This window comes from Furfurilactobacillus rossiae DSM 15814 (assembly GCF_000428925.1).
GTDB lineage: Bacteria > Bacillota > Bacilli > Lactobacillales > Lactobacillaceae > Furfurilactobacillus > Furfurilactobacillus rossiae.
Genome location: NZ_AUAW01000024.1, coordinates 1 through 23,071, shown reverse-complemented (window position 1 = coordinate 23,071; position 23,071 = coordinate 1). Strand labels below are relative to the sequence as shown.

Sequence of the window (23,071 nt, the reverse complement as noted above, 5' to 3'; positions counted from 1 at the left end):
ATAATTATTGATTTGAAGGCCGTAGCTTGAATAGTTGCGGTCTTTTTATTTTTTTGAGGAAATTGCTTGCGTTAAAGTGCACTTTAAGATCTATTATCCATACTAAAGGTTGTTTAAAGCATTGAAGGGAAGGCTAAAATTATGGAATACGTAACATTGAATGACGGCAATAAAATGCCACTTGCAGGATTTGGTGTTTTTCAGATTCCAGATCCAAAAGAAGCCGCACAGTCAGTCTCAGATGCTATCAACAGTGGCTATCAACTGATTGATACTGCTCGCGCATATAACAATGAGGAAGCGGTCGGTAATGGTATAAAGGCATCAGGCGCTAAACGTGACGATTTATTTATTGCCTCTAAATTGTGGGTTAGCGATACAGGCTACGAAAAAACAAAGGCTGCATTTGAAACATCGCTACGGAAATTGCAATTAGATTACTTGGACCTTTATTTGATTCACCAGCCTTATGGGGATATCTATGGGTCATGGCGAGCGATGGAAGATCTTCAAAAAGAAGGTAAGATTCGTTCAATTGGTGTGTCAAATTTTGAACGTGACCGAGTGACAGATTTGGCCACATTTAATAATGTGAAGCCAGCAGTTAACCAGATTGAATTGAATCCGTGGTTTCAGCAACCTAAAGAAATTGAGTATTATCGCCAATATGATGTTCAACCGGAAGCATGGGCACCTTTTGCGGAAGGAAAACATGATATTTTCAAAAATGAAATACTTAGTAAAATTGCGGCGTCCCATCATAAAACTGTAGGTCAAGTAATTTTACGTTGGCTGACACAAAATAAGATTGTGGCATTGGCCAAGTCAGTTCATAAGGAAAGAATGGCAGAGAATATCGACATTTTTGATTTTGAACTTACAGACGCAGAAATGAGTCAAATCACCCAGTTGGATCGAGGTGAAAGTCAATTCTTCGATCATCACGATCCTGAACAGGTCAAACGAATGGCAACGTTACACTAAAAGCTCGTAGTCCGGATGATTAATCTGGGCTACGAGTTTTCGTAATTAGTTTGAATTAGCGTCACCAGCGTTTATAAATCATCATTAATGACAGTAGTCCGGATCTGTCTAACGTTGTGCATTTGTTACAGTAGAGCATCGATTACACTGCCACCAATTGGTGTTGCTGTACAATACCGCGCTCCAGTGACTGACTTTCTTGTTCCGAACTGACGAGTAGTCCTGACAAACGTTGGATAACTGCTATTCGCAGGAATTCGGATTCGGAAGTGGCGGCCGCAATTGCTGCCCAGGCGCCAGCTTCGGCGAGATCCCGGGACATAATGGTTGCCTGCGTGATTGTTTGGTTAGCACGATCAAAACGTTGTGTTGCCAGAGCGCCGTTTCGTAAACTGTAAACGGCCAACATTGCTTGCTGGTGACGAGGAGAAGTGATGCCGAGAGTCCACGTAAAGGCTGTATCAGCGGCTGTACCAACTTGAACGTTACCATCAGCTTCAATTGCCACGGCGAATACTTGGTTATGACTGAGCAATGGCGCCAAATACTTAAGGTAGGCCTGTTGCATTGCCCATTGTTGAATCATTGTGTGCGTGATGGTATCTGTCATGAATGCCGTTGGGGTGGCATTGTCGACAAACATAAACTGGTGTTGAAGGGGAACAAGTTCTTGCTTGGTAAGTGCTTGCCGTGTCTCGATTGGATTGTTTGCATTGAGAGCCGGCGTGGTGATTTTATTGACGTGACGAAGAAAATGCCGGATATTACTCAGCGTTTGATCGAACAAGGCGTGTGCCTGATCATCCGGTGTGACAACACCCATTTTAATGGTGAAGGGTGTCCCGGCGACATTAACAATGCGGGTCATAAATTTACTTTCTAAAGTTGTCATGATAAATTTCCTCCTCGTGTAAGTGAATTGAAAATGGGTTATCGCTCTCGCTGAAGTGATAAGAACATTTCCGTTTGGATTAATAATGAGTTTAAGGAGGGCATCATAAAGTCAGCTTAAATCCTGTCTAAGGAACTGCAAAGTTGGTAACGATTCGGTTGCGATGGGTCTATTTTGTTGATGTAAGCGGTTAACTGACAAATTTTGAAAGTTTTACTTACGAAGCACAGAAAATTCTGCTAGTGTAACCTATTGTGCCAGCAGACGGTGATTCTTCACGGCAGTTGCTAGGCATGTACAGATTAGGAGGACTTTTTTTGAACGAAACAGAAGACATTAAACGATTTCCAATTATGATTGGCCTACTACTTGGTGGATTTATTGCAATGTTTAGTGAAACAGCATTAAACATTGCTTTATCAAGTTTGGCTAAGCAAATGGATGTCCAAATGGGGACCATTCAATGGCTGGTTATTGGGTATTTATTGGTCGTAGGAATTTTACTACCCCTTTCCGGGTTATTGACACGGTGGTTCACAACGCGTCAGCTATTAGTATTTGCCTTAAGTGATTTTATCGTCGGCGCAGTAATTGCTGCACTGGCACCATCGTTTGGGATGCTGTTAGTTGGCCGAATGATTCAGGGAATCGCAACAGGAATTATTTTGCCACTAATTTATCTGGTGGCACTTTCGATTTATCCAATGGATAAACGCGGTGCTGCGATGGGAATTATTGGACTGGTAATCATGTTTGCACCAGCAATTGGACCCACTTTATCAGGATTGATCTTGGGTGCACTGTCATGGCAGTACATTTTTTGGGTAATGGTACCACTTTTGGCGATTGCACTTTTTCTAACGGTAACCTACACAAAAAATGTGGGCGAAATTACCCGTCCGCATGTTGATATATTATCAATCGTAGAATCGACATTGGGTTTTGGTGGTATCGTTATCGGTGTCAGCTTGGCCAGTGAAACGGGCTGGGGATCATGGCAGGTTATCTTATCTCTATTGGTGGGTGTCGTCAGTTTAGCGTTGTTCTGCCAGCGTCAATTAAACATTGATGAACCAATCCTAAATGTTCGTGCGTTTGGCATTCGCAACTTTTCCGTTGGTACAGGGTTAGTGATGATTGATTTTATGGTCATTATGAGTTCGATGTACCTTCTGCCAACGTATTGGCAAGATGGGTTGATGGTTCCTGTCGCGCTGACGGGTGTGTTAATGCTGCCAGGTGGTATTATTAATGCCTTAGTATCAACTGTTGCAGGTCGTTTATTTGACCGCATGGGCGGCCGCCGTCCAGTGATTGCTGGCTTTTGTTTAGCCGCAATCGGTGCGATTTTGCTGGTCTTTACGAATAGCTCATCTGCCTATTGGTACGTTGTCGTGGCCCACGTAATTTTAATGATTGGTGCACCGCTAGCGATGTCACCGTCACAAGCCTTTGGTCTGGGTGCATTGCCACCACAGATGGCTGCTGATGGTAGTAGTATCATGAACACATTGCAACAGGTGTGTGGTGCTATTGCGACAGCGTTGTCCACGAGCTTGATGAGCAGTGGTGAAGCGGGCAAACGCACACGTGACGCCATCTCGTCGGGCACCAGAATGGGCTTCATGTTAACTTTGGCGTTAGCGATTATCGGGGTTATCGTTGCAACCGTATTTGTTCGGCAGCAACAAGCACCAGCAGACGTTGATGAAACCTCTGCCACACAATCGGCAGGTCATGAAGCACCCGTCGAGCGTTAATTAATGAAATGAGATTCAAAAAAAGTTGGGTAATTGTTGCCACGTTGTGTGGTGAAACAGTTACTCAACTTTTTAATTACGCCAGTTACTTAACGTAATGTCTACAAAGGCATCAATTAGTGACTGCTGGCGCGTCTGTTTATGGGTCAACATGTGCGCCCGAATTTCGTTGTGGATTGGATTATCAATGGCAATCAGCTGGCCGCTTGCTAGTTCTTTTTTGATAGTTAAAGTTGGCAAATAGGAATAACCGATCCCACTTTCGACCATTTCCTTAATCGCGGCGATGCTCCACAGTTCCATGATTTGTGGGCGGCGATGAAACTCACCCCACAGTGATCGTTCAAATTGATTGCGGTAGCTGCAATCTGGCTCATTGATGATGAAGGGTTCGTGGCGATCGCTGATGAGTTGGGTAAACGTCTTATGTTTATCGGCTGCTGTGACCAAAGTTAGAGATTGTTCTCCTAAGTCATGCTCAACCAGTGCCGTAGCGGTTAAAGACGGCCACATCATGAAGGCAATATCGGCCTCGCCATCTTGTAGCTGCTGTTGATTATATGAACAGGTGGCATTAGCGATTTGCAGATCAACATCCGGATACTGTTTGCGAAAGGCTTTAATGATAGCGGGTAGGTGAGTGACAGTTAACGATTCCGGAGCGGCAATTCGCAGAGTACCGGCAACCGGCGACTGATCGGTCAAATGTTTAACTTGTTGGAAGTCTGCTAACAATTGGTCAGCTAGTGGTCGCAAACGTTTGCCAGTGTCTGTTAAGAAAAGTTGCCGTCGTTCATATTTAAAAAGACTGCCACTTAGTTCTTGTTCCAGTGCTTTCACTTGAGCAGAGACTGTTGATTGGGTGTAGCCAAGAGTTTTGGCGGCCTTGGTAAAACTGCCTGTATCAAGAATGGTTTTAAAAGTCGTCAGTTGGCGAATTTCCACGTGTGTTTGCCCTCCATCGATATAATCGATTAATAATATTTAAAATATCAATTTTACGAATGAATGATTCACGTGTAAGCTTAAATCATCTTGAAGGGAGTCACAAGCATGAATATTGAACCTTATCATACAAACGCTCAGTTAACGGCAGGATTGGTAGACCTGATTGAATTTTGTCAAAACGATGAAGCTCATCTTGGTATCAAAATGATTGAACAGCCGGATGTTTTTGAAATTGAACATCACTATCAGGAAAATGGCGGTAACTTTTGGATTGCCCTAGATGGCGATAAAGTGGTCGGGTCAATCGGTTTACTAAAAGTTGGGCAACAAACGGCCGTTTTGAAGAAACTGTTCACCTATCCAGAATATCGTGGTGAGCCGCATCGACTGGGTCGCAAGCTTTTTCAAACGTTGCTGACATATGCACAGGCACAGTCAGACATCGACAAGCTGGTCTTAGACACACCGATGGGTGAGCATCGTTCGCACTTCTTTTATGAGAAACAGGGGTTCAAACGTATTTCCCGGGAAAAGTTGACTGTCGATTATGAATTTCCGGATCGCGATTCCCTCATTTATGAACGTGAACTGTAAACGTCAAATAGCTGTTCTATTAGTGTTAGCAATAGCAAAAATTTCAGATGTTAATTTAAATTAAGCTGCAATTTCATTGCTAAAGCGGCGAACGCTTCATCAGCTGTTGATGATATTCTGAAGTCTGCAAACTGCGTGAACCAAGTGGCGTGGGGATTGATTTCGATAACATGTTGCGGCGAGCAATGGCGATAATAACCGTTTGATCCAGTCACAATTGTGAGGTCACTTTGAGATAGCAATTCATCGGCTAATTGATCGTTTAAAGGTACGCGCCAGGCGCCATCGGTCAAACGTTGGCGCACATAAGCATTGGCTTGTTTAAGGTTGGGTGGTAAAGTACCACCGAGATGACGAAATGCCGGTTCTGGGGATAAAAGGCCGTGGCAAACGGGGCAGCGTGGGACGTCTGAATGCAGTGCCTGAAGATTAAAGATACGGCCACATTGAAGACAAAAATTAACGTTAATGCTACCCCAGACTTCAATTACGTGGTGGCTACCAGCGACTTGGTGTAAGTGATCGACATTTGTGGTGACAATGCCATCAATGAGGTGCTGTTTTTCTAACTGCGCAATAATTCGGTGAGCTTTAGTGGGACCATATTTGCGAATCGGGTCCAGCATTTCCCGATGAAAACGCTGATAAAAGGCGGCAGGGTCATCTTCTAACCAAGTTTGGGAGAACAAACCAAACTGGTTAACTGCGGATTCCATGTCGGGAATATGGCTTGGCACAGAGATGCCAGCCCCGGTTAGAAATGTTGGTCGGTGAGCCGTGGTCAGTTGCTTTGCGAGCTGGTCGATTTGTCGATCAAATATTGTTTGTTCTGGTTCCAACATAGGCTCACCTTCCTTACTTAGTCTCATACTGTCAGTGTAGCGAAATTATTCTGCAGGGTGAGTGAACTCGTTTAAGTCGACAAAAAAATGATATTTGCGCGCAAACGCAAATATCATTAGCAGCATTATTTTGCACTCTCGGTCAGTGCTTGTTCTTTAGGGTGATTCTTAAGAAAAATCGCATAGTCCTTTTCGACCTGTGGAATATACGCTTCGGCCCAATCTGTCATTGCTCGGTCAAATTTCTTAGAGTCACCGATATAACCGGCAATCATTGGCCCAGTCGGTGTCTGACAATGGTCCACTGCCAACAAACGACCACATGATTCAGCATAAACGTGAAATTGATCTTCGCTGAGAGTGGCAAGATCCACTGAAGTTTTCATATCTCTGAACTGGCGAACATAAAAACTGTGCTTTTTACTTTGGAAGTAACCTAAAAAGGGATCAGATGCTGATTGGAGAATCTTCTGGCTGTCGATGATACGGCGGCCTTCGTTTTCTTCAAACGTTGAGGTCAAAGCTAGTTGACGCTCCGCACCGGTCTTTCTGGTTGGCAAAGCTTCCTTAATCTGTAATACTAGGTGACTGCCATCAATACTGGTGAGCAAAACTAAATAACAACGTGAGCCGAAACTCCCGACGCCAACACAATGACGAGCAATATCAGTGATGTGGTATTGGGATAACAACAGTGCGATATCAGTACGTACAGTGGAACGATAATCGGCTAGGTAATCGATAATATTACGCGTAACATCATCATTGGTGTGACGCGTAATTTTTGCGTTATCAACGAAGCGCAACCCAGCGTCGGTCGTTTGCGTGAACTTCTTAACGACTTGTTCCGAGTTCCGTTTGCCAGCCTTATCCAAGAAATACTGAATCATCTCAGCGGTTGGATCACCTTCTGGTACAGCGCCCAGAATGCTGGCCACGTCGTTCGCTGGATAGAAACGGTCAATTGTCGACCGTTTGATACTGGCTTCAATTCCCGCCCGATAACTTTTGGCCACGTTCCGTGTGATTTTATGAATCTTTTTATCTGTGTAACCATTCTCGCGACCAGCCAGAATAACGCTCACTAACAGTCGTTTGACATCGCGCTCCCACGAATTGACACCAGCTTCATCGAAATCGTTTAGGTCGAACACTAATCGCCGTTCGGGAGAAGCAAAAAAGCCAAAATTGCCAAGGTGGGCATCGCCCGAGATGATGACGGGAATGTGGGTACTAGCTTGGTGGTTGAGGTCAAACGCCATTAGCTCGGCAGTACCACGAAAGAACGTAAAAGCTGATACGCCCATTCGCCGATACCGTTCTGGCAGTAATTCAGGAACTAGCATATCTGAAATCCGCTGCATTAAGAGCGTTGGATCGCGTTGCGTTTGTTTGAATGTGCCGAGTGCATCAAAGGGGACCTTTTCACGTAATTTGTCGCCCATGTGCTCTAAGTCCGTTTGGCTACTATTGACGATGATGTTATTGATGTCTAAACCACGATTTGCCATGAAAGTTAAGGATGCCTCCTGAGTAAATATTGGTTTGATTATACCCCGTGGTTCGGTATAGAAACAAACAATCCTAAATCTTAACGTTAAAAAGGCTATCCAACTAATAGTGGTCGGGTAGCCTCAAAAACAAGATTATAAATACTTTTCTATAGATACTTAGCGTCAGCTTCGTGATCCTGACTCGATAAAATCTTTGGACCGTCTTTGGTGATTGCTAAGGTGTGTTCATATTGACAGCTCAAGCTACCATCAGCCGTACGAACAGTCCAGCCGTCATCAGCAACAGGCGCACAGCGCCAGTCACCAACGTTGACCATGGGTTCGATGGTGATGGTCATGCCATCACGCAAACGTAATCCTTTACCGGCCTCACCGTATGCAGGAACCATTGGATCTTCGTGCATCGTTGGCTGAATGCCATGACCGACGTATTCACGAACGTCACCGTAGCCCATTTCGTCTTCAACATAGTGTTGGATGGCGTAACCGATGTCACCAATCCGGTTACCGACGACAGCTTGGTCGATACCAAGATACAAAGCCTTCTTAGTAACTTCCATCAACTTTTTAACTTCATCGCTGACATCGCCGACAGCGAAGGCCCAGCAGGAATCTGACATGTAACCGTCTACACTAATAACCGTGTCGACTTTGACCAGATCACCGTTTTTTAATAGCAGGTCCTTACGTGGGAAAGCGTGACAAACTTCGTCGTTAACGCTGACACAAGTGGCGAAGTCGTAACCTTCGAAGCCTTTTTCTTCAGGCTTGGCGTTATGTTCTTCAAAGTAACGGACAGCAAATTTTTCGATATCCCAGCTAGAAATACCGGGTTTAATAATGTCACGTAAACCGATGTGCATACCGGCTAAAACAGCACCAGCTTTACGCATACCCTCGATTTCGCGAGGTGATTTCAATGTAATCATGACTGATTTCTCTTCCTTTTGTCTTTGATAACTATACTTATTTAGTATAACCATTTTAGGATAAAAAGAGTAGCGTCTCGCTTGAAAAGGCTTGTCGCCCTTACCTTTTGCATTTCGATGGTGAGTTCACTATGATGAGTGTTGAGAGAATAAAGGGGCGAATAATGATGAGCAAAGAAATTTCAGGAATTAATGATACGACCACACTGTCAAACGGTGTTGAGATGCCACGTCTAGGTTTAGGTGTCTGGCAAGCAGAGCCTAAAGACGCCGTTAATGCTGTGAGTTCAGCAATTCAAATGGGTTATCCAATGATTGATACCGCTAAAGCGTATGGCAACGAACAACAAGTGGGCGAAGGCATTAAACAGGGTTTGGCAGCCGCTGGTAAAAAGCGGGACGACTTATTTGTGACGACCAAACTTGCCAACTCTGATCAAGGGTACGAATCCACGTTGACTAATTTCGATGCCAGTTTGAAACGTTTAGGTTTGGATTATGTGGATTTATATCTTATTCACTGGCCAGTTGCCGGTAAGTGGGCCGAAACTTGGCGTGCGTTTGAAAAAATTTATCAAGATGGTAAGGCACGTGCCATTGGGGTCTGTAATTTCTCTGAACAGACGATGAAGTCATTGATCGCATTAAGTGACATTACGCCGATGGTTGATCAAGTCGAATTTCACCCATGGTTGCAGCAACCTTCCTTGAAGAAGTACCTTGCTGATACAGGGATTCAACAAGAAGCGTGGTCACCACTTGGTGGGACTGGTGGTTCCTTAATGAAAGAACCTGTAATTCAAACCATCGCTAAGAAACATGGCAAATCGGCTGCCCAAGTATTGATTCGCTGGGATTTACAGAATGGATTGGTGACGATTCCAAAATCTGTTCATCCAGAATACATTAAGCAAAACGCCGATGTGTATGATTTTAGTTTGGACGATGACGATATGAAGCAACTGGCTGCTATGGAGCAGAGCAAACGGACTAGCTACTGGCTAACCAGTTTCGATTGGTACTTTGGTGATGAAAAATAGTTTGTAGAAATTACGTGCCACATTCGTTAAGCGTGTGGCGCGTTTTTGTTTGCAGTTCAAAAAAAGTATTGTGGATTTAGTGCGGTGGATGCCGCTTGCGGTTGGCAACATTGACACGCTCGCCGTGGGACCGGTTCAAGCCGGAAGTGTGCCGTCTATCACCTCGCCGCCAAGCCTCGTGAAGACCGCGAGTCTTGGCGTCCGTCCGTGTTGTAAATCCGAGAGAACCATTCGGATTAACAACACCTTCACGGTTCGGGGCCAATGTTGCCGCCCTCCAGCCGATGAAGTAATAGTTTCCGAGAAAGTAGTATTTATCAGCAAGTGCAGACAATGCAACCATTATTGTGATGATGGTCCAAGGCAGTTTTTCCTTGTTATAAGGATGTGGCCAGATGATTTATTGGCTGCCGACTTGTTTACAACTACAGCAGACAGCGGTTTAATGAAAACTATCATTTTTAGGACTGGGGTTCTTTTATGTTCAAAACACAGATTGGTTTAATTAGCACGATTGATCGGCTTAGACTTCCTGCTAAACAGCTTAGTCAGGTCTTAACGATAATTGAACGAGAATTTGACAGTGCCGTTATCACAGTTACAAACACTACGAATCCGAGTGTGTTGACGCTCATTCAAGAAACTACCGTGAATTCATTTTCGGTTCCTCGTAACGGTGCAGCCAATGGTCGTCGTATAGTGGTTTCAAAGTTTCTTGAAGTTAGTAGGCTATCTGATAAATCATTGATTCTACATATTGATTTCGATAAGCTCGCAACAATGATTATTCGAAAACCTGATGCTTTTCACCACCTCATTACGAAGATGCGACTTGGAATTTCATTTGATTATGCCTGTGTTAATCGTTCGTCAGAAAATATGCAAACGTATCCGAAGGCATGGACAGACACAGAAACGTGTACGAATAAGTGTGCCCAAGCATTCTTTGAGTTATCAGATTTCACCGATTTTACATCCGGTGCTGCAATTATCAGGCAGAAATTTTTATCATTTATAAGTGAAGCATCAAACGCCAAGATGATTGATGCTGAGTGGCCACTTATTGTTAAGCGGCATAATGGGAAAATAGGCAGCGTAGAAACTGCAGGTTTGCCGTTTACCCAATTGAATCGCGAGGTGACACAAAAGCCTCTTTGGCAACGCTATGCTGACCGAATCAAGTTAGTTCAACAGATTATTGAACCATTAACTCGAGAATAAAAAATAGACGCTTGAAATTGAGAAGTAGTTATACACTACACTCAATTTCAGGCGTCTATTTAGTTAAAATGTTGTTTAATTATTTTTTGCGATTAAACTCTGTAAAACCATTATCTTTAGCAGTTTCGATTGTTTTGACCACTGTTGGCATAAAGCCGTCACCCAGCTCTTTCTCGAGGGAGTCGAGGATTTCCTTTTCGTGCTCACGGAAATCAATAACTAGTTTTTCTCCCTTTGGGGTAGGCGCCAAGAAATGACGACGACGGTCTTTAGCATCGGTCTCTGAACGAATGTACTTCTTTTTCATCAATCCAGTGATTGCTTGAGAAACGGCCGATTCAGAGACGTTAACACGGTCTGACAAATCAGTCAGGTTCGTTTTAATATCAGTTACAATCGCCACTAAAACACCTAATTCACTGTTGTTTAAATCATATTTAGCTGCATATGCACTGAAACGTTGGTACAAAATACGAAAATCACGAATGACAACAGTTTCAAATTGAAAGAAAGAGTCGTTGTTGTCTAGTTCACTCATGATATGTTTCCTCCCATTGCCGGAATCAGTAACCCACTTAAAATTTTAATGACTTTATTATATCAGGTTATCGCCGTCATGACAGGCTTTTTGGAACTTATTTGATTAACTTTCTATATCAAGTGATTTTTATCCAGAATTTAGGCCAATTTGAGGAAGATTTGTGGGACTGATTTTAAATAATTAGCACCAAGAAAAGGTTAATGGCGGTCATCCTTTTCAACAATAAATAGCGTAAATGTATGATTGTTAAATAAATCAACTAAGCTGGTGTCAACACTTATTCAAATATTCACAAACTGTTGGCATTCCAACATAAAAACCAAGTATATGATGCTAGGATAAACTTGAAAACTGATGAGGAGGCGAGTTAAATGCGTGATGAAGAGCCGACACTACACTTTTATGGGGGACCATATATTGCCTTAGTGCCAACACTGATCTTCATTTTATTAAGCGGTGTATTTACGATTGTTTTTCATTATTATTCTTTGAAAGCGCTTACTATATCTGCAGTAATCGGTCTTGTGATTGTTTTCTTTATGGCTAGGAATCGCAAACAGTATTGGAACACCATTGTTAGCGGCCTGGCACGATTTGGAAATGCGAAATTAATTTTTGTCTTTTTAATTATCGGGGTTTTTACAAAATTATTGTTAGTTGGAAAGGTTGGCCAAGGATTTGTATGGCTGAGTTTAATGTTGGGACTTCATGGTGCTGCTTTCACAATATTGGCATTTATAGGAACGGCCGTTTTCGCTTTAGGATCGGGAGTACCATTTGCAGCATTGTTTGCAGCACTTTCTATCTTTTATGTACCAGGTATCTTAGTGGGATCAAATCCAGCAATTCTTGCAGGTGCCATTATTGGCGGTGTCTATTGTGGGGATGCACTATCACCAAGCTCACAACTAACTAATGCAACATTGGGTTTGGAAACAAATTCTACCACAGGTGAACCTGCTGATTTAGTTAAAACATTGCAGCAACGAATTCCTTGGATTGCTGGCGCTGCACTTATCACAGTCATTCTACTCGGCATTTTTGGTGGTCAAGGAGGCACGCCCCATTCATCAGCTGCGCTGGCTAAGTTTTCTGATCCTCGTGGTCTATGGATGCTGATTCCAATTATTGTGGTTGTTCTGATTTGTATTCGCACTAAAGAAATTTTGACTGGTCTTACTTGGGGCGTTGTAGTGGGAACTGTTGTTGGGTTGATGACGAATTTGTTTCAATTTAAGGACGTTATTAGCATTGATCCACATAATCCAACGTTGCTTGCAGGCATTTTATTCGATGGTGTGTACAGTATGGTTGATATCTCTTTACTGACAATATTTCTTTATGGACTTATTGCAATTATGCACGCCAGTGGTGTGGTTGATTTGATTTGTGAGCGGATTACAAGTCATAGGTTTGTTCGTACGGCTCGTGGGGCTGAACTAACAATTGCTGCTGGTATTGGACTCGTCAATATTTTGCTCAGTGGTTGCGACTTGCCAGGAATTTTGTTGTTTGGCGAAATGTCTGACCATATAGGGCACGCCGCTCACATTTCACCAGAACGAAGAACATATTTGATTATCACAGTTGCAACCTCATTCACCGGTATTATTCCAATTAATAGTGTGTACGTGATGGGCGTGATTAGTGTAGCAACCCAAATGCACACCAAATTCCCATTCTTACCAGTACCCACTCCAACTGCAATCTTTGGTGCCACATTCTTTAGTTTGATATTAACGATATTGTGGCTGTGCTGGGTACTATTTGGATGGGGTCGAACCATGGAGCCAGAGGTGCAAACAACAAACGCAAAGGTCAATTCAGAAAACATTTCTGCTGTGTAGATAAGTGAGAAATGGTGGTATTGAAGAATATGGAAGATATAAGAGCTTTGCAATCAAATCAATTATTTAGAAGCTTTGATTTTACGGCATTCAGAACGCTATTGGCAAATATCCCTTTGCAAAAGGAAACTTATAACAAGGACGAAATAATAGTTGAAGAAGGAGCAGAAGTACAACGCGTCGGTTTTGTTTTAAAAGGTGCTTTGCGTGTTACTAACTACACGGCAGAAGGTCTTGAACTCAATAATTCATATTTTTTTGGATCGGAAATGTTTTCGGAATATCTAGTGTTTTCTCATGCAAGATCCTTTGTTTACACCTTAGTCTGTGCTGAAAATTCAGAAGTTGTATGGATGAATGCAAATCAATTTCGCACCTTGGTGCATCAGAATGCGAATCTCTCGCAAGCAATGATCTATTACATGTCATGTCGAGGTTATCGCGATCAACTGCTTTTAAGGTGTATCGGGTACAAAACAATTCGTGAACGATTGGCCTTCTGGCTACTTGGCATTCATCAACGTGATGGTGATAGTGTTCCAATCCCATTTTCACAGCAGATTCTTGCAGATATTTTGCATGTCAGTCGAAGTAGTTTAAATCACGAGTTAAAACAACTCTCGGAGGAACGTATTTTAACCTATGAGGATCAACATTTGCATATTATAAATCGGGATGCATTAAGTGAATTGCTATAAAGAGGAGATGGCATGAATGAGTGATGAAGAATATGACCTAATTATTGTTGGCGGTGGTCCTGGCGGAATGACGGCCGCCATTTATGCCGGGCGTGCAGAATTAAAAACGTTATTGATTGAAAAAGGTAGTTTTGGGGGACAGATCACAGATAGCCTAGATGTTGAAAACTTTCCAGGTAGTCCACATCTGTCAGGCCAAGCATTAATGGATCGATTTAAGGAACATGTTACACAGTCCGATTCAGTTAGTTTGCTAACTACTCGCGTTAGTGGCGTTGAAGCTGCCGCAAATCATAGACAAATTGTTCATACTCGACGGCGAGGCGATTATACTGCACGAGCAGTAATTCTCGATGTGGGCGCCAAACCACGTCAACTGGGAATTCCAGGCGAAGCTGAGTTTTCAGGCAATGGTGTTTCCTATTGTGCGACTTGTGACGCTGAATTTTTTAAGAATCAACATGTATTTGTCCTCGGAGCTGGAAATCAAGCTATTGAAAATGCAATTTTGCTAACTAAATATGCATCGAAGGTATCTGTAGCCGTTATGCACGATGAAGGTATTTTAGATTGTAATGAGGTTGATCGCCGTGAAGCTATGGCAAATAACAAGATTGAGTTTATTTGGAATTCAACACTGGCATCCATTAATGGTGAAGATTCCGTTACTAGTGTCACGGTTCGTAACATTTTGACTGGTCAGGAACATGACGTAGATGCAACTGGCGTATTCTCGTTTGTTGGTATGGTTCCACAAACAGACTTTTTGCCTGATACTTTGGTCAGAGATGTGCACGGCTATATTAAAGTAAATCGTAATCAAGCTACAAATGTGGCAGGAGTCTATGCCGTTGGTGACTGTACGGATACACCACTTCGACAAGTTGTTACTGCTTCCGGTAATGGTGCAGTTGCTGAGGTCAACGTTGAACGATACTTGAAGGAGACCGCACAACTGGAGAAGATTATGGGCGATACTAGTGGCAATGAAGCCGTAATGTTCTACTCGCCATACGATGATGAATCTGTCAAACGTTTGGAGCATATCGAGGCGCTGTTAACGCCACGCTATAAAGTTAATCTTGATGACATAACATCGCAATCATTGCTCTATCATCAACTAAATATTGGTTCGGATTTTGCAGTTGCACTGTATCAGCAGGGACATCTCAAGCAAGTCGTGGATTTAACGCAGGATTCAGCAGAGAGCAAACTTAGTCCAGTCCGTCAGTAAAAATACAATTAATGAAACTAAGAATATAAAAAAGGAGTGTATGAATTATGGGCCAGCATTTAGTATTTCCAATGGGAACAGTCATTTATAAACCAGATAAGGCATGGAACGGATATACAGTCGTACCAACAATTAATGACGGGATTTTGATGTTCGACATGAACGGTAATGAGATTCGCCGTTGGAACTTTCAAGGTATGCCACCAAAGCTATTACCAGGTGGTCACCTCATGGGAAATTCAGGAATGCGTTATCCAGAGAATGGTATGCAAGATGGCGTTAATTTAGTTCAAATTGACTACGATGGTAAGGTTGAATGGCAATTTGATCACTTTGAAAAAATTGATGATCCAGGTCATGATCATCGCTGGATGGCACGTCAACACCACGATTATCAACGTGAAGGCGCCAGCGTTTACTATTCTCCGAACGATCATCCGGCAATTGATCATGGTAAGACATTGATTTTAGCTCATCGGACAATTCATAATCCTGCAATATCCGATAAAAAATTGTTGGACGATATTGTGTACGAAGTAGATTGGGATGGCAATATTATTTGGAGCTGGAGCTGTTCTGATCACTTCAATGAATTTGGATTTGATGAAGCAGCGAAAAATATCTTGTCTCGTAATCCCAACATGCGTGAGCCAGATGGTGGCGTTGGTGACTTCATGCACACTAATTGTGCCAGCTATTTAGGGCCTAACAAATGGTATGACCAGGGTGATGAGCGATTCAAGCCAAACAACATCATCATGGATTCACGTGAATCCAACATTTTGTACATTGTGGATCATGATACTGGACATATTGTATGGAAGTTGGGTCCAGATTATACACACGACCCGAAAGCAGCAGCAATTGGTCAAATTATTGGTCAACATGGATTGCACATGATTCCCAAAGGGTTACCTGGTGAAGGGGACCTTCTACTGTTTGACAACGGTGGTTGGGCCGGATACGGTGTTCCGAACCCTGGCAGTAAAGATGGTTCAAAGAATGCATTGCGTGATTACAGCCGGGTACTGGAAATTAATCCAGTTACGATGAAACTTGTTTGGAGTGTGACGCCAGAGAACATGGGTGCTGTAATGCCCGTGGACAGTAGCAAGTTTTATAGTCCCTATGTGTCTGATGTTCAACGTTTGCCAAACGGCAATACAATGATTGATGAGGGAGCCGACGGGCGGATTCTTGAAATCACCAAGGACTACGAGGTTGTTTGGGAATGGATTTCACCTTACTTCACTCATAACGATGATGGACCTCGGAATAACATGATTTACAGGGCTTACCGTTATCCTTACAGCTATGTACCACAAGAGCCAAAACCAAATGAAGTGCCAATTGAGGCGGTCGATAATACGACATTTAGATTGCCAAATGCTGGCAAAAAGGGTGCGAAGACGGTGGTGGATGTCGACGGTACGCTACCATACTATCCCGATGTGGCTCTTTGTGTGGCAACTATTGATGAGTCAAATGAAATGCAGGCTAAGAAAAAAACCGTTCACCTATTTGATGTTGATCGAAAGGTCTTTGAAGAAATCAATCAGGATGGTTTCAATTCCGAAGTACTGAACGGAAAGAGTGATAAGCCACAACTCGTTATGTTTGGTGCTGAACGATGTCCGCATTGCAAAAAGGTTCATCCACTTTTAGAAAAGGCCTTTAAGGAAGACTTTCCAGGCAAATTTAAAGTTTATTATACTAATGTCGATAAGAATCCGAGCCTGACGGAGTCCATGAGAATTACTGGTACACCTGTCGTTGCTGTCTTTCAAAATGGCAAGGAGATCGAACGGTTCCGCGGAGAACTGGACTATGATGGAATTTGTGACTTTCTTGATGAGGCTTTGACTGCAAAGGCCTAGAATAGTACAAAAAATGACTTTGAGTTTCGAGAAATGTAAATATCGGTTTAGAGATGACACTGTTATTTTGATGGTGCCATCTCTATTGTTTTAACTAGCAATTTACATGTTAGTGAAGCATAGCTACCGCCTAGCGTAACGGAAGCTAAAGCACACTTCAAAAAGTGCATCACCTCACATTATCAAACGTAATCACCATCTTTACACTTGACTATAATCTAGTCGACAGGTTACGCTACTCCTGATCGATTTGCAGATGATAGTGATGTGATCGATGATTAACCGCCGTTTGAAATGGCCGCCCGCTACGCTTTACCGCCATGAATTGTAGCGAGAATGGTCGATTGAATTCGTGTTCTACAACACAATGACGATAAAAACGAATTGCCCTTGATAAAGAAAGGAAGCAAAATTTTGGCTAATCAAATTAAACATACAAAAGTTGTTCTTGTTGGTGACGGGGCTGTTGGCTCCTCATATGCATTTGCAATGATGCAACAGCAAGTTGCCGATGAATTAGTAATTGTTGATATTCAACAAGATCACATCAAAGGGGATGCCCTTGACTTAGAAGACGTTCAGCCTTTTACGTCACCGTTGGATGTCCATGCTGGCAGTTATGCCGATGCTGGTGATGCCGACTTAGTTGTCATTACTGCCGGTGTTCCGCGTAAACCGGGTGAAACGCGCTTAGACCTTGTTAACAAGAACATGAAGATCTTGGAATCCATTGTGACACCGGTCGTTGACAGTGGTTTCAAGGGGACCTTCATTGTGTCTGCTAACCCTGTTGATGTGTTGACCGCCGCTACACAACGTTTGTCAGGATTCCCGAAGAACCGAGTTATCGGGACTGGGACGTCCTTGGATAGCAGTCGTTGGCAAGTTGCTTTGGCTCACAAACTGAATGTCGATTTGCGCAGTGTTAATGCGGATATTCTTGGTGAACATGGAGATAGCGAATTTGCTGCCTATTCTGCTGCGACAGTTGACGGCCAGCCATTGTTGGATGTTGCCAAGAAGGCGGGCGTTTCACAGGCTGAACTTGAACAGCTGGAACAAGAAACGCGAACCAAGGGTGGTAGTATTATCAAACTAAAGGGAGCCACATTCTATGGTGTCGCTACCAGTTTGATGACATTGAGCCGGGCAGTATTACACAACGAAAATATTGTGTTACCCGTTGGTGCACCAGTGGATGGTCAATACGGATTGTCCGATATGTACATTGGCACACCGGCACTGATCAACGAAAATGGAATTGCCAAGGTTCTCGAAGTACCGTTGACTGATGAAGAGCAGGCCAAGATGGTCGCTTCAGCCAAACAGTTGAAACAAGTGCTTGATGACGCAATGAACTAAAAATGATTTCAATGAAACGTCGCCGTAGTTGGTGACGTTTTTTGCTTGCAGGATGAAGTTTGTCGAAAAAATTTTTGCAAACATCGTATTCGTTTCAACTTTCACAATAACTGTGAGCCAATGCAAATGAGTGAAAACAAGTGTTTACAGTAATTGTGAAGCACTCAACAGCAAGCTATTAATGTTTTTAATGGCAACCGCTTCGTTTGACTATAATTAGTTACGCTTAGTAGACTTAGAAGCGTTAAGTGAATGAGGTCACAAACTGGATTAAACGTTCCGCCGACCTCGCTTTTTATTTGTTTATGTTTGTTACTAAATACACAAAGAACTGGAGGCACATTTTGATGTCAGATTATCGTGTTGAAGAAGATACCATCGGGCCAGTTAAGATTCCTAGCGAAGCACTATGGGGACCACAAACCGAACGGAGTCGCAACAACTTCCCAACAGGGCAATTCATGCCAATTGCAATTATTCGCGCCCTGTTACAGATCAAAAAAGCTGCTGCCGAAGCCAATCAGGAATTGGATCAAATTAGTGCAGAAAAAGGTCAACTCATCATTCGCGCCATCGATGAGCTACTGAGCTTGAGCGACGAAGACTTACGTAAGGACTTTCCACTTCGTGTTTATCAGACAGGTTCTGGTACGCAAACGAACATGAATACAAACGAAGTCGTGGCCCACGAAGCTGCTAAGCTGGATGACTCAATTGAAATCCTTCCTAACGATGACGTGAACCATGGTCAGAGTTCAAACGACATTTTCCCAACGGCGATGAACATCACTGCTAGTGTTGCCGTTAAAGAATTGGAAGATTCTGCACAACACTTGATCGACGAGTTGAAGGTTAAGCAGGACAAGTACTGGCGGACAGTTAAGATCGGCCGGACTCACTTGCAAGACGCAACGCCATTGACGTTTGGGCAAGAAATCAGTGGTTGGGTCAGCATGTTGGAACATGACCTTGGCTACTTGAAGAGTTTAGATGGCACATTGCTTGAATTAGCGATGGGTGGTACCGCGGTTGGTACTGGTTTAAACGCTGCGCCTGGTTTCGCCGATGACATTGCTGCCCGGATGAGCAAAGTCTACGGACCTGCTTTCACGGCTAAGACAAACAAGTTCTATGGCTTGGCTGCACACTCCAACCTTGACGTTGTCCACGGTGCAATGAAGACCTTGGCTGCTGATCTGATGAAGATTGCTAATGACGTGCGTTTCTTAGCAAGTGGCCCACGTGCTGCCTACGCCGAGTTGAACATCCCTGCTAACGAACCTGGTTCATCAATCATGCCTGGTAAGGTTAACCCAACGCAGGCTGAAGCGATTACGATGGCCGCCGTTCGGGTAATGGGTAACGATGTCGTTGTGACCATGGCTTCTTCACAGGGTAACTTCGAAATGAACGTGTACAAACCAGTACTGATCGACGCTTTCCTTGAATCAGCTGAATTGTTACGTGGCACGATGACCGGCTTTGCTGACAAGATGATCCATGGTTTGACAGTTAACGAAGAACGCATGGAAGAATTGGTCGACAATTCATTGATGACGGTTACGGCTTTGTCACCACACATTGGGTACCATGACAGTGCCAAAATTGCTCAGCAAGCTGACCAAGACGGAACCACATTACGTGTTGCTGCCTTGAAGTCTGGCAAAGTTACTGCTGAACAGTTCGACGAATGGGTTGATCCATTGAAGATGACGAACATCGACCGTAAGTAAACGACAGTCGGGTTTCGCGTCTGAACAAAGCACTATTAGTATTAAAAAAACATTTCTTGATTAACAATGCGTTGCACAACTCCTGAAGACTAGATGTCAGGGGTTGTCTGCGCGTTTAGGGATATACAAATATCCATGTTGGTTAGGTTGGCGCTGACATCGCAAGATGCACGCACCTTAGAATGTGAAGAAACGGCCTTCGTCGATTAAGCGTCGGCGGGGACACGAGAGGGATAAAACATGAAGCTTGAAAACGTTAAGTACAAAAATTTTCTGTGGCCAGTGTTAGTTGGACTGATCATTTGGTTCCTTGCGCCAATTCGGCCAGACGCTGTTAGTTTAGCAGCTTGGCATATGCTCGCAATCTTCGTTGGGACGATCATTGCCTGTATCACTCAGCCAATCGCAATTGGTGGGGTTGCTTTAATTGGGGTTACACTGACAGTCCTGCTTGGCATCGTGCCAATGAAGGATGCCACAACGGCCTTTGGTAACAACACGGTTTGGTTAATCGCGATGGCTTACTTCTTGTCACGTGGGTTCATCAAGACTGGTTTTGGTCGGCGGGTAGCGCTGATCTTCGTGCGTTTGTTTGGTAAACGGACGTTAGGCTTGGCCTACTCACTAGTCGGTGTTGACTTGGTTACTGCCCCTGCAACACCTAGTAATACGGCCCGTGCCGGTGGGATTATCTTCCCAATTATCGAATCACTAGCAACAACGTTTGGCTCTCATCCTAAAGATGGGACTGAACGTAAGATTGGTTCGTTCCTTGTTTATACCGAATTCCAAGGGGGACATCATTACTTCAGCAATGTTCCTGACTGCGATGGCACCAAACTTGGTTGCCGTTGCAATGGCTGGTAAAGCTGGCGTTCACATTACGTGGATCAGCTGGTTCATTGCCGCTCTGGTGCCTGGGATTATTAGTTTGATTTGTGTGCCATACATTATTTACAAGTTATATCCACCAGAGGTTAAGGAAACACCAAACGCCAAGGACTGGGCTGACAAAGAATTAGCTGACATGGGACCAATGAGCACGCCTGAAAAGATCATGATGAGCGTCTTCTTGATTGCCTTGTTGCTTTGGATCGCTTCAAGTTTCATCGGTTTGGATGCAACCTTGGTTGCCTTTATCGCAGTTTCACTATTGTTGCTGACGGGTGTGCTATCCGTTCAGGACATTCTGAAGGAAACTGGTGCTTGGAACACATTGATTTGGTTCTCTATCCTGATTTTCATGGCAAACGAACTGACTCAATTAGGTTTGATCAAGTGGTTGTCTTCATCAATTGGCACGGCACTGCATGGTGTTAGCTGGATGATGGTGCTGGTTATTCTGTTTATCTTCTACTTCTACACACATTACTTGTTTGCTTCTGGTACTGCCCACGTTACGGCAATGTACGCTGCACTATTGGCTGTTGCTTTAGCTGCTGGGGTGCCTCATATGTTAGCGGCAATTATGTTGGCCTTTGCAGGTCCACTGTTTAGTTCCACTACGCACTATGCAAGTGGCCCGGCCACAGTGCTGTTTGGTTCTGGCTTCGTGAAGCAGTCCGACTGGTGGCGTCTAAACGCCATCCTAGGTGTCTTCTACATCGTCGTATGGCTAGGCGGTGGTCTGCTTTGGACCAAAGTATTAGGTATGTGGTAATAGAAAAGTGAGCGTGAGCAGGCCGGGTTTGACCCCGAGCAATAACATGGAGGTGAAGAATTCGGTGGTTTTCCGAATAATTCAGCTTCGGGTTATGCACAGGGGTCAGGTCTGCGAGCGCGTTATGGCTATGTATTAGTAAAGAAGTTATCCAAAATCTTTTGAACTCAATACCAATCAAGAAGAACCGAAATCGTGTTTTTGACGATTTCGGTTCTTTTCGTTCAATGAACCTCAACTCAATCTGCTGGAAATTTGCAGCATAACGATACTACAATGCTGTTATATGAGTAAGCAAGGGGGCAACAGCGATGACAAAATCACTTCCAATGTCGGCATTGCGAAACTATAATAACGTGTTTGATGAAGTGCGCGATGGCACAACAATTCGGTTTACGAAAAACGGTAAAGACGCGGGCGGCGTCTTGGTCAATACGCAAGAGTGGGAACATGTACAAGCTGAAATAAGGCTTTTAACAGAATTAAATAGAGCGGATCGTAACTTTGGTACAGTGATTTCTCATGATAAGTTCCGTCAGAAGCATCGACATGAATAATGCCTATACGCTCTTTTTTTCTCAGTATTATGACGATGATCATCAACAAATTGAATCGAGTTTGGCGATGTTTGGCTATCAACGTGCGTCGATCAACATGATCTTAAACAAGATTGATCGTACTATCGATCTCCTGCAAAGCAATCTATTTTAGGACCTAGATTAGATAAAAACACAACGATACCAAATAATTACAGATACCTAGTGAGCGGCGACTATTTACAGTTTTATCAAGTCTTTCCAGAGACTAAAACAATTCGTGTTTATCGTCTCTTGAATGTACATACTGATTACTTAGCAATACTGGGCTTAAATTAATTCGGGTAAATGTTCCCGGAAGATGCACTATTGCCAGCGAGGAGGGATTTGTCGAAGTATATAAAGCGTTTTATGAAAAAATGCCATCCTCGGTGTCTTCTACATGGTCTTACGTCTATGTAAAAGTCAAACGTGCTCTTGAACTTAACACCGATAGAAAAATGAGTTTGGGACAAAACTCTTGAATAAAAAATAAGGTTCGAAATCGTTTTTTGATTTCGAACCTTATTTTCGTACTATTATGTAGGCACAGAGACAATTCTCTGCTTATCCAACAGCGACTAAACAATCAGAAAGCGAGGTTATCTCCATGTACAAGAATTATAACAATAATCAAACCAGTTTGGCAGTGAATTTAGATTTTACGCCTAGTGAAAATCATGTGGTCACGGTGTTAAGCCGATTCGTAGACTCTATTCCTTTAAAAGACGTCATGAACGCAACTGCCGCCACTGGGCGGCCAGCCTATGATCCACGGTTAATGATGAAGATTCTATTGTTTGCGTATACGCGTAAAACG

At 43.4% G+C, this 23,071-nt stretch carries 20 protein-coding genes and 2 pseudogenes; 15 read left to right on the top strand and 7 right to left on the bottom strand.

The annotated features are described in order from the left end of the window. Positions 1-141 precede the first annotated feature (141 nt). Positions 142-984, top strand: coding sequence for an aldo/keto reductase (locus G400_RS0111710; protein WP_017261272.1), 843 nt, complete (start codon positions 142-144; stop codon positions 982-984). A 142-nt stretch (positions 985-1,126) separates the two neighbouring features. Here G400_RS0111710 and G400_RS0111705 read toward each other — a convergent pair whose 3' ends face one another. After that, the gene (locus tag G400_RS0111705) at positions 1,127-1,876 is read right to left on the bottom strand and encodes a hypothetical protein (RefSeq protein WP_017261271.1); all 750 of its coding nucleotides are present in this window, start codon (positions 1,874-1,876) and stop codon (positions 1,127-1,129) included. Positions 1,877-2,169: 293 nt separating this feature from the next. On the opposite strand from G400_RS0111705, the gene G400_RS0111700 reads away from it, so the two are divergent. Next, positions 2,170-3,636: an MDR family MFS transporter gene (locus tag G400_RS0111700; protein WP_042655277.1), complete on the top strand. Its 1,467-nt coding sequence runs from the start codon at positions 2,170-2,172 to the stop codon at positions 3,634-3,636. A gap of 72 nt (positions 3,637-3,708) precedes the next feature. Here the strand turns inward: G400_RS0111700 and G400_RS0111695 are convergent, their stop codons facing one another. Beyond that, positions 3,709-4,581, bottom strand: coding sequence for a LysR family transcriptional regulator (locus tag G400_RS0111695; RefSeq protein ID WP_017261269.1), 873 nt, complete (start codon positions 4,579-4,581; stop codon positions 3,709-3,711). A gap of 108 nt (positions 4,582-4,689) precedes the next feature. On the opposite strand from G400_RS0111695, the gene G400_RS0111690 reads away from it, so the two are divergent. After that, positions 4,690-5,178, top strand: coding sequence for a GNAT family N-acetyltransferase (locus tag G400_RS0111690; RefSeq protein WP_017261268.1), 489 nt, complete (start codon positions 4,690-4,692; stop codon positions 5,176-5,178). Positions 5,179-5,228: 50 nt separating this feature from the next. On the opposite strand, the gene G400_RS0111685 is transcribed toward G400_RS0111690, so the two are convergent. The 3 genes from G400_RS0111685 to map all read right to left on the bottom strand — a co-directional run bounded on the left by G400_RS0111685 (position 5,229) and on the right by map (position 8,463). Continuing rightward, on the bottom strand, positions 5,229-6,020 hold the full coding sequence (locus G400_RS0111685; protein ID WP_017261267.1) for an SIR2 family NAD-dependent protein deacylase: 792 nt from the start codon (positions 6,018-6,020) through the stop codon (positions 5,229-5,231). 125 nt (positions 6,021-6,145) lie between these two features. After that, positions 6,146-7,531 (bottom strand): DUF2252 domain-containing protein, encoded by a 1,386-nt coding sequence (locus G400_RS15265; protein ID WP_017261266.1) that lies wholly within the window; start codon positions 7,529-7,531, stop codon positions 6,146-6,148. A gap of 149 nt (positions 7,532-7,680) precedes the next feature. Then, entirely contained in the window at positions 7,681-8,463 is a 783-nt protein-coding gene (map, locus tag G400_RS0111675) for a type I methionyl aminopeptidase (protein WP_017261265.1), read from the bottom strand. A 164-nt stretch (positions 8,464-8,627) separates the two neighbouring features. On the opposite strand from map, the gene G400_RS0111670 reads away from it, so the two are divergent. Continuing rightward, entirely contained in the window at positions 8,628-9,503 is an 876-nt protein-coding gene (locus tag G400_RS0111670) for an aldo/keto reductase (protein WP_017261264.1), read from the top strand. A gap of 76 nt (positions 9,504-9,579) precedes the next feature. On the opposite strand, the gene G400_RS15260 is transcribed toward G400_RS0111670, so the two are convergent. Continuing rightward, positions 9,580-9,846 carry a hypothetical protein gene (locus G400_RS15260; protein WP_017261263.1) on the bottom strand — a complete coding sequence of 89 codons (267 nt, stop codon included), beginning with the start codon at positions 9,844-9,846 and terminating at the stop codon, positions 9,580-9,582. A 137-nt stretch (positions 9,847-9,983) separates the two neighbouring features. Here G400_RS15260 and G400_RS15870 point away from each other — a divergent pair, with 137 nt between their 5' ends. After that, the gene (locus G400_RS15870; RefSeq protein ID WP_017261262.1) at positions 9,984-10,724 is read left to right on the top strand and encodes a hypothetical protein; all 741 of its coding nucleotides are present in this window, start codon (positions 9,984-9,986) and stop codon (positions 10,722-10,724) included. A 79-nt stretch (positions 10,725-10,803) separates the two neighbouring features. Here the strand turns inward: G400_RS15870 and G400_RS0111655 are convergent, their stop codons facing one another. Beyond that, positions 10,804-11,262 carry a MarR family winged helix-turn-helix transcriptional regulator gene (locus tag G400_RS0111655; protein ID WP_017261261.1) on the bottom strand — a complete coding sequence of 153 codons (459 nt, stop codon included), beginning with the start codon at positions 11,260-11,262 and terminating at the stop codon, positions 10,804-10,806. Between the two features lie 374 nt (positions 11,263-11,636). Between G400_RS0111655 and G400_RS0111650 the strand changes: the two genes are divergently transcribed. The 10 genes and pseudogenes from G400_RS0111650 to G400_RS15245 all read left to right on the top strand — a co-directional run. After that, the gene (locus tag G400_RS0111650; protein ID WP_017261260.1) at positions 11,637-13,112 is read left to right on the top strand and encodes a Na+/H+ antiporter NhaC family protein; all 1,476 of its coding nucleotides are present in this window, start codon (positions 11,637-11,639) and stop codon (positions 13,110-13,112) included. Positions 13,113-13,141: 29 nt separating this feature from the next. After that, positions 13,142-13,810 carry a Crp/Fnr family transcriptional regulator gene (locus tag G400_RS0111645; RefSeq protein WP_017261259.1) on the top strand — a complete coding sequence of 223 codons (669 nt, stop codon included), beginning with the start codon at positions 13,142-13,144 and terminating at the stop codon, positions 13,808-13,810. A 16-nt stretch (positions 13,811-13,826) separates the two neighbouring features. Continuing rightward, positions 13,827-15,044, top strand: coding sequence for an NAD(P)/FAD-dependent oxidoreductase (locus G400_RS0111640; RefSeq protein WP_017261258.1), 1,218 nt, complete (start codon positions 13,827-13,829; stop codon positions 15,042-15,044). Positions 15,045-15,091: 47 nt separating this feature from the next. Then, positions 15,092-16,921, top strand: a complete 1,830-nt coding sequence (locus tag G400_RS0111635; protein WP_017261257.1) for an aryl-sulfate sulfotransferase — start codon at positions 15,092-15,094, stop codon at positions 16,919-16,921. A gap of 414 nt (positions 16,922-17,335) precedes the next feature. Continuing rightward, positions 17,336-18,283: an L-lactate dehydrogenase gene (locus tag G400_RS0111630; protein ID WP_017261256.1), complete on the top strand. Its 948-nt coding sequence runs from the start codon at positions 17,336-17,338 to the stop codon at positions 18,281-18,283. 347 nt (positions 18,284-18,630) lie between these two features. Further along, positions 18,631-20,016: a class II fumarate hydratase gene (locus G400_RS0111625; protein ID WP_017261255.1), complete on the top strand. Its 1,386-nt coding sequence runs from the start codon at positions 18,631-18,633 to the stop codon at positions 20,014-20,016. Between the two features lie 240 nt (positions 20,017-20,256). Further along, positions 20,257-21,676, top strand: a pseudogene (locus tag G400_RS15250) (anion permease). A 311-nt stretch (positions 21,677-21,987) separates the two neighbouring features. Then, positions 21,988-22,233 carry a type II toxin-antitoxin system Phd/YefM family antitoxin gene (locus G400_RS0111615; RefSeq protein ID WP_017261254.1) on the top strand — a complete coding sequence of 82 codons (246 nt, stop codon included), beginning with the start codon at positions 21,988-21,990 and terminating at the stop codon, positions 22,231-22,233. Further along, positions 22,226-22,387 (top strand): hypothetical protein, encoded by a 162-nt coding sequence (locus tag G400_RS16355; protein ID WP_017261253.1) that lies wholly within the window; start codon positions 22,226-22,228, stop codon positions 22,385-22,387. The genes G400_RS0111615 and G400_RS16355 overlap by 8 nt, the downstream gene beginning before the upstream one ends. Positions 22,388-22,861: 474 nt before the next feature. Then, positions 22,862-23,071 (top strand): annotated as a pseudogene (locus G400_RS15245) (IS5/IS1182 family transposase); the annotation flags it as partial.